At 36.5% G+C, this 9271-nt stretch carries 9 protein-coding genes; all 9 read right to left on the bottom strand.

Annotation, left to right across the window (positions count from 1 at the left end; genetic code table 11):
- Positions 1–131: 131 nt before the first annotated feature.
- The gene (guaA, locus tag HZR21_RS10790) at positions 132–1670 is read right to left on the bottom strand and encodes a glutamine-hydrolyzing GMP synthase (protein WP_281366884.1); all 1539 of its coding nucleotides are present in this window, start codon (positions 1668–1670) and stop codon (positions 132–134) included.
- Between the two features lie 111 nt (positions 1671–1781).
- Complete coding sequence (locus HZR21_RS10785; protein WP_040525868.1) at positions 1782–2675, bottom strand: RluA family pseudouridine synthase; 894 nt, start codon at positions 2673–2675, stop codon at positions 1782–1784.
- 12 nt (positions 2676–2687) lie between these two features.
- A complete protein-coding gene (lspA, locus tag HZR21_RS10780) occupies positions 2688–3146 on the bottom strand; it encodes a signal peptidase II (protein WP_040525866.1) in 459 nt (152 codons plus the stop codon).
- Between the two features lie 87 nt (positions 3147–3233).
- Entirely contained in the window at positions 3234–3812 is a 579-nt protein-coding gene (locus HZR21_RS11980) for a hypothetical protein (protein ID WP_374940029.1), read from the bottom strand.
- A gap of 191 nt (positions 3813–4003) precedes the next feature.
- Positions 4004–4486 (bottom strand): sortase, encoded by a 483-nt coding sequence (locus tag HZR21_RS10770; RefSeq protein ID WP_246307852.1) that lies wholly within the window; start codon positions 4484–4486, stop codon positions 4004–4006.
- 98 nt (positions 4487–4584) lie between these two features.
- Entirely contained in the window at positions 4585–5190 is a 606-nt protein-coding gene (locus tag HZR21_RS10765; protein ID WP_180747629.1) for a hypothetical protein, read from the bottom strand.
- Positions 5165–5953 carry a pilin N-terminal domain-containing protein gene (locus HZR21_RS10760; RefSeq protein ID WP_180747628.1) on the bottom strand — a complete coding sequence of 263 codons (789 nt, stop codon included), beginning with the start codon at positions 5951–5953 and terminating at the stop codon, positions 5165–5167. The genes HZR21_RS10765 and HZR21_RS10760 overlap by 26 nt, the downstream gene beginning before the upstream one ends.
- 58 nt (positions 5954–6011) lie before the next feature.
- On the bottom strand, positions 6012–6755 hold the full coding sequence (locus HZR21_RS10755) for a pilin N-terminal domain-containing protein (RefSeq protein WP_180747631.1): 744 nt from the start codon (positions 6753–6755) through the stop codon (positions 6012–6014).
- Positions 6756–6772: 17 nt separating this feature from the next.
- On the bottom strand, positions 6773–9106 hold the full coding sequence (locus HZR21_RS12090; RefSeq protein ID WP_180747627.1) for a SpaA isopeptide-forming pilin-related protein: 2334 nt from the start codon (positions 9104–9106) through the stop codon (positions 6773–6775).
- Positions 9107–9271: the final 165 nt, after the last annotated feature.

Here is a 9271-nt window from a genome sequence, read left to right as displayed (position 1 = left end):
AGAGGGTCTCCTTTTGAACTTAATTTTTCAAGATAGTCGCTATCTCCAAATAAATTCATCTTCAATACCTCGTTAGCTTATTTTTAATCTATTATACCTCTTTTCATAAGTTTTTAGAGGTACCCTAAATATTATTCCCACTCAACAGTAGCAGGTGGCTTAGCCGTAATATCATAGACGACTCGGTTAACCCCTTTGACTTCATTGGTGATACGACGCGAAACCTCAGCGAGGACTTGCCAGTCAATCTCAGCGAAGTCAGCGGTCATACCGTCGATAGATGTAATGGCACGAATGGCGATAACTGTATCATAGCTACGGAAGTCACCTGTCACACCAACTGAGCTAACGCCTGTATCAACCGTAAAGTATTGCCAGATTTTTTCGTTAAGACCTGCTTTAGCGATTTCTTCACGGAGAATCAAATCAGAGTCACGTACTTTTTCAAGGCGTGGTTCAGTGATTTCACCCATGATACGGATAGCAAGACCTGGACCTGGGAAGGGTTGGCGCCATACTAAATCATGAGGCATACCAAGGACTTCGCCAAGTTCGCGAACTTCATCTTTGAAGAGTTTGTTCAAAGGCTCGATAAGTTCAAACTGCATGTCCTCAGGCAGTCCACCAACATTATGGTGGCTCTTAATCGTTTGTGCTGTATCAGTCCCAGATTCGATGACGTCAGTGTAAAGTGTGCCTTGGGCAAGGAAGTCAACACCGTCAAGTTTTGAGGCTTCATCGTCAAAGACTTCGATAAATTCATTCCCAATGATTTTACGTTTTTTCTCAGGGTCAGAAACACCAGCTAGTTTACTCATAAAGCGTTCTTTGCTGTCTACTTTAATGATGTTAAGGCTAAATTTGCCGCCCAAGTCGTTCATGACTTGTTCTGCCTCACCTTTACGGAGTAAGCCATGGTCAACAAAGATAGACGTTAATTGGTCACCAATAGCACGTTGCAAGAGTACGCCAACGACAGATGAATCCACACCGCCTGAAAGACCAAGCAAAACTTTTTTATCGCCAACTTTTTCGCGGATTTCTTTGATTTGTTGCTCAACGAAACCAGCCATTGACCAGTCACCTGATGCCTTAGCGATTTTTTTAACGAAGTTTTCAATGATGTCATGACCATATTCGCTGAGAGTTGTTTCAGCATGGAATTGAACGCCGTAAAGCCCCTTTTCATCATTTGCAATCGCTGCAATTGGTGTTTGTGCGGTATGAGCAGCAACTTTAAAACCTTCTGGTAGAACAGTGACATTATCAGAATGGCTCATCAAAACTGTCTGTTCAGCGGGTGTGCCTTCAAGCAATTTAGATGTGGCATCGAGATTAATTTTAGTTGCACCGAATTCCCCATTTCCTGGGTTAGCTTCTACTTTACCCCCAAGTTTTTGTGTCATAAGCTGCATGCCATAACAGATGCCCAAAACGGGAACGCCAAGCTCGAAAACACCTGGGTCAATATCAAAAGCGTCTTCCTCATAAACTGAGTTAGGACCGCCCGAGATAATAATGGCTTTAGGATTGTAGGCCTTGATTTCATCCAAGGTCATTTTATGGCTTTTCAGCTCAGAAAAGACGCCAAATTCACGAATACGGCGAGTAATCAGCTGATTGTACTGGCTACCGTAGTCGAGGACGATGATTTTCTGCATCTCTTGCATATCAGTGGTTGTCAAAGTAGAACTCCTTCTTTTGTGTTGTTGCAAAAATTAGATTACATCTATTTTACCAAAAAAAATGCCCTTTTGCATTTATATTTTTGGTATCATTTGTTAGTCTTTTCTTAATTTGTCTAATGTGGCTTGGAACAATTTCGGTGGGTCGAGTTCGAACTCTAACCACTGATGCGAAGTAGGATGCTCAAATCCTAGCATCTGCGCATGTAAAAATTGACCATGATTAGGTTTCAGTGCATTTTTCGGCCCATACAAGGGGTCTCCAGCAACCGGATGCCCGATATAAGCCATATGCACACGAATTTGATGCGTACGCCCCGTCTCAAGCGTCAAACTCACCAAAGTGAAATCACCAAAGCGCTCCAACACCTCGAAATGCGTCAAAGCAGGTTTACCACCCGCAATAACAGCTTGCTTTTTGCGATCCTTGGCATTGCGACCTATCGGCGCCTCAATCACACCACGGTCATTGAGTAAATTCCCATGGATAATGGCAACATAACGACGTTTCGACGTGTGTTCTTTAAGTTGAGTGGCTAGAAATTCATGCGCTTGGTCATTTTTAGCGACCATTAACAGACCACTTGTATCCTTATCAATACGGTGCACAATGCCTGGTCTGATCACACCATTGATGCTAGACAAATTCGTCATGTGATACATCAAAGCATTAACAAGTGTACCTGTTTGATGACCAGCTGACGGATGAACAACCATCCCCTGAGGTTTATTAATCACTGCGACATCATCATCTTCATAGACAATTTCTAGTGCTATATTTTCTGCCTCATAGGACAGAACTTCTGGCTCAGGGATATCAAATGACACGATGTCATTTTCTAGAACTTTATACTTAGCTTTTTTGACTTGCCCATTAACCAAGACAGCGTCTGCTTTAATCAGGTCATTAGCCTGAGTCCGTGAGACATCTGAGTTATCTGAGATAGCCTTGTCAAGTCGCAATCCAGCGGACTGGGCTTTAATTTTTATTTTCAATTTATCTTAACCTTCATCTTTTTCTATCAAAATACCTATAAAGAGCACTACGAATCCTATCGATAGCAAAATATCTGCTACATTAAAAATAGGAAAGTTGATAAAGTCTAACTGAAACATATCAACGACATAGCCTTGGCGCACTCGGTCAATAAAGTTACCCAAGGCACCTGAAATAATCAAGGTTAGCCCAATAGCATACCAATTTTTAGATAGATTTTTGAGCCAAAACCAGATAGCCACTGCCAAGACAAGTACTGTTGTCAAGACAAAGAACCACTGCTGCCCTTCTAAAATCGACCAAGCTGCACCATTATTTCTAAGATGCGTCAGCGATAAGACACCTTTAATAACTGGCTTTTGCTCTGACAAGCCAATATTGTTTACAACAGCCATCTTAACCACCTGGTCGAGAACAAGTCCTAATATAATCACGATTGGTAAACTTATTTTTTTAAACTTCATCGTTCTATTATATCAAAAAAAGCAAGCCTCTGCTTGCTAAATTTGCCAATTAAGGGGTTAGACTCTGATAGATGTCATAATGAATGTTTACGCCTTATTGAAGGTTACATCTAAAAGTTGTATCTCATTTTCAGTTATTCTTGTAAATGATACCTTAGTCCGTTTAAAAGATTTAATCAATAATGTTTGGTTTTTCAACTTATTTTGTCCAACCAATAAATTCAGAGAACCATCATCTGTTTTTAAACAGTATAATCCTTTAGGAATATCCTCAATTTTATAGTACCCCGTAGGGTCAGGAAGAAGTCGCACAACTTTCTGTTGTCGTTTCAATGCCTTCTTACCTTTTTTATCATAAAGTGTCATGGTTTTTGTAAAGGGGTTATGATTAGCATCAATAATCTTAATCAAAATATCAATCCTTTGTTTAGAGAGTAAATAATGATGAATAAGACGGTATAAAAACCATATCATTAGAAAAATGAAATCTGCAAACCCGATTATCATCAAAAATCGAATGACAATTCTATTTTGATTACTTTTATTTAACTCTTTTTTGACAGTTTCTGTATAAGGTATACGACTACCAGTCACTAACAAACGATGTGAGTTGATCATATAAGGGGTACAAGTAAGTAATGTAACCAAATCCTTACCTGGTTCTATTTTTAAAATATCCGTCTGTTCAGGTTCTACAACCTCTATTTTAACTACTGGGCACCTCTAAAAACTGCTTTTAATAACTTTTGAGATAAATTTTTCTAGCGCTAGGCATTGCGACAAAGCTTACTGCTGTAAGGTGCGGAGCAATAACGACGCGATAGGTAAATTTAGCCAAAAGTGGCAAATTTGAGTTTTTAGAGGTGCTCTACTCTATAGGCGAGTTTTCGTCCTAAAATTTCTATTACAAAAAAATCTCCCTTTCCTAATTTAGGTAAGTCCGTAAATAATTCTCGATTAGGCAAACCACGATGTGCTGAAATCACTGCATGCGTATTTTGTCCCCCCAATGGATAAGAAGTCCCATTAAGTGTCGTTGCGCCAATTTCCAACAAATCATTATTTGTCAAATCAAATAAAGGAATCTTAATATTAATCTTGGGAATTTCAACTGAGCCTAGAAGATGTGTTTTATAGTAAGCATCTGAAACACGCTTTGATTTTTTTTCATTAAATGGATCAGCTGAAGGTGTCAAGCCTCTCGTCGCTAATTGACTATTCTCCTGCTTCAATTCTTCTTGCTTTGATTGATAAATGGCTTGTAATTCTTTTTTATAAGCTGTCACACGTATATTATCTAAGTAGTCATTTAATTTACTGATATAGAATGGATATAACATAATAAGAGTACCAATCAAGAAAATACAATATATCAAAATGTTGATTAAAAAACGTTTCCTGTCTGATTTAGAATGTTTTTTATTTTTTTTTCGCATGATTACCTCTTATTAATCAAATATTTTCTATCATTTTTTTTACCAATACGCTGTATTTTTCCACGTTTACTTTTAATCGTAAATAATTGATCATTCAATCTAGCGACAAAACCATAAACTTTAGGAAATTCAGTCTCATCCTTTGGATAAGCGACATATTTCCCACCAGGAATAGCTTTAAAACTGACACGTCCGAACTGATCACTAATCGATGAAATCGGCATACCATCTTTTTTTACAATTTCACGTCCTTTTTTCTCCATTAAAATGAAAGAAATGTTGACTAATGGTTTTTGATCGACCAATGCATAAAACACAAAATTGTAGTCACGTTTCATGCATTGGTAATTCACATATTTACGCCAAATCCAATAAGCAAATAAGAAACAGAGCATTGGCATAATACTTGCAAAAATGAACATTCTATACAGATGATAATCTTTTGTCAACTGAATCTGCTGTGTCCTTTTTTTTGTTTCAAAACCGACTTGGACGCCCGTTACTAATAAACGGTGTGTGTTAATCATATAGGGCGTGCAGGTCAAAAATGTTACGAGATCGCTCGAATCTTCTATTTTTAAACTATCTAATTCTGTTGGTAAAACCATCAGAAGGTTTATCGTGAATTTTAAAACTTTGAACGGCATTTGCATCACCAATATTTGCTGGAATGTTAACAGTTAATTTATAATTTAAAATATCGCCAGTTGTAACGTTAGCAAAATCTTGACCGTTAATCGTCACATTTGAAAAATTACCAGCATTGCTAAATTCTTTAGTATCTTTAGCTGTTTCATTTTTAGGATATAACTGGATGTTGGTATTAATCACATCTGTTGGTTTTTGAGTTGCATCTAATTTATAAATCGGCATTGCTAAAACAATTGGTACCGCGCGTTTAGTGACTGTGATGTCATTAGGCGTCTTTGTTTCAACAAATAAATAAACATTATACTGATTAGCATCATTTTTAATTGTTAAATTGCTAAATGTTGCTTGACCATCACCAGCTGTTACTTTTGCATCAACTTTCTTTGCATAAGTTGGAGCAACTGCTTCTGCATCACTTTGAATTGCTGCAATTGCAGTTTTTTGGTCGCTGTTTTTAATTAACTCATAGTACTTTTCTGTTACATCATAAACAGTAAACTCAGAACCATTTAGCGCTCTACCACCAAAATCCATTGTTTCACCGGTATTTTGAATATCTTTAGGTGTTTGACCTTCATCCCAAATTCGCTTGTTAATTGTTACATCAACATTTTTTGCATCAACATCGTCAGCTGCAAAGACAGCTTTAACTGGTCCAATGAATACAACTAACAATGTTAAAATTGAAATCACAACCTGAAATAAATTTTTCTTCTTCATCTTTTCTCCAATAATATAATTCATAACATATAACTTCATAGTTATATTTTTTAATCCACTATTTCTTTTTTTGCCAAAGTAACACGGCAGTTAAAATAACAACTAAACCAAACACGCCCATAATTGTTTTTGCCTCTCCCGTTTGTGGTAAGTCAGGCTTAATCGGTGGGGAAGGAGGGCTAGTTGGTGTCACTGGTTTGATTGCTGTATTCTTAGGATACAAATTGATTGTATTAAGATATGTGCCTTTTTTTGTTGGATTTTCAATTGGTAAAATAACCAACATAGGTGTCGCAGTCATCTCAACTTTATCTTTAATAGCTGGGCTTAATTTTGTTTCAATCAACAAATAAGCGCTACTTTCAGAACTTGGGTTAACAGTTAACTCGGCAACACCATCTTCTCCGTTAACATTTTTTGTAACGACTTCTTGAATCAATGTATTGTAAGGTGCTATTTCAGATAAAAGCTTTGCATTATCTGTATTTGTCACCTTTTTTAACAAATCTTCTTGTGACATCTTTCCGAGATTATCTGTCACATATTGTGTCGCATCATAAACGCTAAACGTCACATCATTTAATCCATAAGTAAGGTTTTCATCAATTAAATCTTTTGCATCCGCATCGTTATCATCAACCACTAAACCATTGTTTTGAACAGATTTCAGTTGTTCGCTATCTTTAAAGACTCTCTTATGCAAAATAAACGTAACTGGGTTGGTATCTGCTACTGCCTTTACGGGTCTCAATAGACTAGCACCCGTTGATAAAATAACTAAAAGAGCTGATAGATGTAGCAAAACTCGATTAGATTTTTCTAGATTTTTTTTTTACTAGCTTTTCTATTTCGATACCAATAGTAACCACCAAGAATAGCCATTAATACAATAAAAATAGAACTCATTATCCAATATCCCGTTCTACCTGAACCACCGGTAGAGGGTAATAGACCTTTTTTCTGATTATCAACGATTAACTTAATTGTATGATTTTCTACCTTGACGGATTTATTATCAACTTCGACACTACCATCCTTCAAAACTTCAATTTGTATTGGATGTTTTAAAATAACATAACCATCTGGTGCTTTAACTTCTGTTAAGGTATACTTTCCAGCTTTCAAATTATTAAAAGTAAAAGTTGATCCTTCTGAGTCAGCAATACCTGATATTTCCATGCCACTTTCGTCAACCAATTTAAAGCTTGCGCCAGATATTTTCTTACCTGACCCATCTTCTTTCATGACATCCAATCGTAATGGTATAAACTGTTTTATATTTTTAAAAGTGGTGTCATCTACCTGCGTACCATCATAACCATCTACTTTAATTTCATTTGAAATTTTGTAATTAAAGTTAACCCCTTGTGCATTGTATTTTGGTAACCATAAATTAGCATCACCATTTTGCACTGAAGCCAGTTGATTAGTTGATTTAGCCCAGGTATCTTGATCTTGACTACCTTCAACTTTGATAAAACCTGTTTTCCAAACATTGGCAATAGTTGTCTGACTTCTAGTTACCTCATAAGTCACACTTGATGGTCTTTGTGACTTATCATTATCATACTCTTCCCAAATTTTCTTAAAATCTAGCTGTATACCTTCCCCTTTGGCAGAAGGTACTCCAAAATTGACTTTATTATCTGGATTTTTATCATTAGGCATTAAAGTCGTTTCACCATTCATTTGATACCATTTATTAGGTACAAAATCACTTGTTTCGGTGTTTAGTCTCACTTGATAATGCAACTGAATTTCTTGGTCTTTACCAAGATTTAATCCCGATACGTTCAATTGATTATTAGTAATTGTCGAAGTCGGTAGATTGGTAACTGGTGTTGAACCGACACTTCTTACTTCAGCTTTCGTGCTATTATAAATAAATTGCGAACCAATAGGATCTATGATACTACCGTTGTTTATTGAATTAAACTCACTCACAACATTTTTAGCCTTTGATTCGAGATAATTTTGCACGTCTTGTGTTGTACTCGCATCTTGATATAGCCCAGGTGATGCCAGTAGCCCCATTCGTGCACGAACTTGTTGTAGTGTAAGGTAGGTATCCGCACTATTATTGGTATAACCTGAATCTTTGCCAAGTTGAATCCCTAAGGCATGAAGTTCAATACCACTATCCTTAATCATTTTCGCTTCTCCAAGCGTTGCAGGCCATGTATCACGTATGGTATTTCCTCCAACGTTGTATGAAGTTGGCACACCATCCGTTAGAAGAATCATCATTTTTTGGTTGCCACTTGTGTCAGCTTGAAGCATTTTACTACCTTGACGAGTGCCGAGTTGAGTAAATGTTCCACCAGAAAATTTTGGTGATAACATTTTATTAATATCGTCAACATGTCCATCTTTAGCAACACTTTGCATAGGCACTTCGATATAACCATTTGCACCAGTCACATATTCTCCTGGACTTGAAAAGCCTACTAAACCAACATTTATATAATTATCAATTCCTGCATCTTTAATAGATTTCAAAAATTGACTAACACCAGTTCTTATCGCACCAGCTCGGTCATTATAATTATTACTCTCTGATGGTTCCATTGAACCTGACATATCCACCACTAACACGATATCAACTGGTTTAATATCTTTTTGTTTATTACCTCGAACATTTAAATAGACATCATATAAGCCAGGTGTATTAGTTTCCTTAGCATATTTACGAATTGCGAACTCTGCATCGCTACCCTTACCACCATATTCAATATAAGAATTTTTAACATCATCTGGATTACCACTCCATCCAGTATTACCATCCCAATTTACCGAACCATATGTTTTTCCTTGATGATTAATGACTGTTTGATTACCAGTTGGTGTCCAACTGTTAGTTGGGTAAGTGCCACTAGAATTAGTTGTATATTGTGGCGTAATATTTGTATAGTTAATTGCTGCAAAAGGTGCTACTTGTTCACTAACATTTGATTGACCAACTAATAAGCTTGGAGAATCATCATTTTCTTCTGTTGTTGTCTCATTACTTTCAGCTATTACTGTAGATTTAGAATCCGACACATTTTGATTCTCTGTAGATGATTTTGTCACCGAACTAGGTTCAGTTGAGGAATCATTGCTGTTTTCTGATAAAATAGATGTTTTACCATCCTCTGATACTGTTAAGGGCACCTCTAATAACTACCAATTAATTCACCTCTAAATGAAAATAGAAAAAAACACAGAAAACTAAGCATAGTCTACTGTGTTTTTCTTTATGTTACAGACGCCACTTGACTGTTTATTCTTATTTTAGACAGATTACCGCCATGTTTTGAGATTTAAACGTTTAACTTG

It is taken from the genome of Pseudolactococcus laudensis (assembly GCF_013449735.1).
In the GTDB taxonomy this organism is placed as follows: domain Bacteria; phylum Bacillota; class Bacilli; order Lactobacillales; family Streptococcaceae; genus Pseudolactococcus; species Pseudolactococcus laudensis.
The sequence above is the reverse complement of the archived record's forward strand: the minus strand, read 5'-3'. Positions and strand labels throughout refer to the sequence as shown.

What these genes read in the sequence shown, in the direction of transcription:
- guaA (WP_281366884.1), bottom strand. Translation starts at nt 1,670, where the DNA reads ATGCAAGAGATGCAGAAAATCATCGTCCTCGACTACGGTAGCCAGTAC.
- lspA (WP_040525866.1), bottom strand. Translation starts at nt 3,146, where the DNA reads ATGAAGTTTAAAAAAATAAGTTTACCAATCGTGATTATATTAGGACTT.
- HZR21_RS10770 (WP_246307852.1), bottom strand. Translation starts at nt 4,486, where the DNA reads ATGTTATATCCATTCTATATCAGTAAATTAAATGACTACTTAGATAAT.
- HZR21_RS10765 (WP_180747629.1), bottom strand. Translation starts at nt 5,190, where the DNA reads ATGGTTTTACCAACAGAATTAGATAGTTTAAAAATAGAAGATTCGAGC.
- HZR21_RS10760 (WP_180747628.1), bottom strand. Translation starts at nt 5,953, where the DNA reads ATGAAGAAGAAAAATTTATTTCAGGTTGTGATTTCAATTTTAACATTG.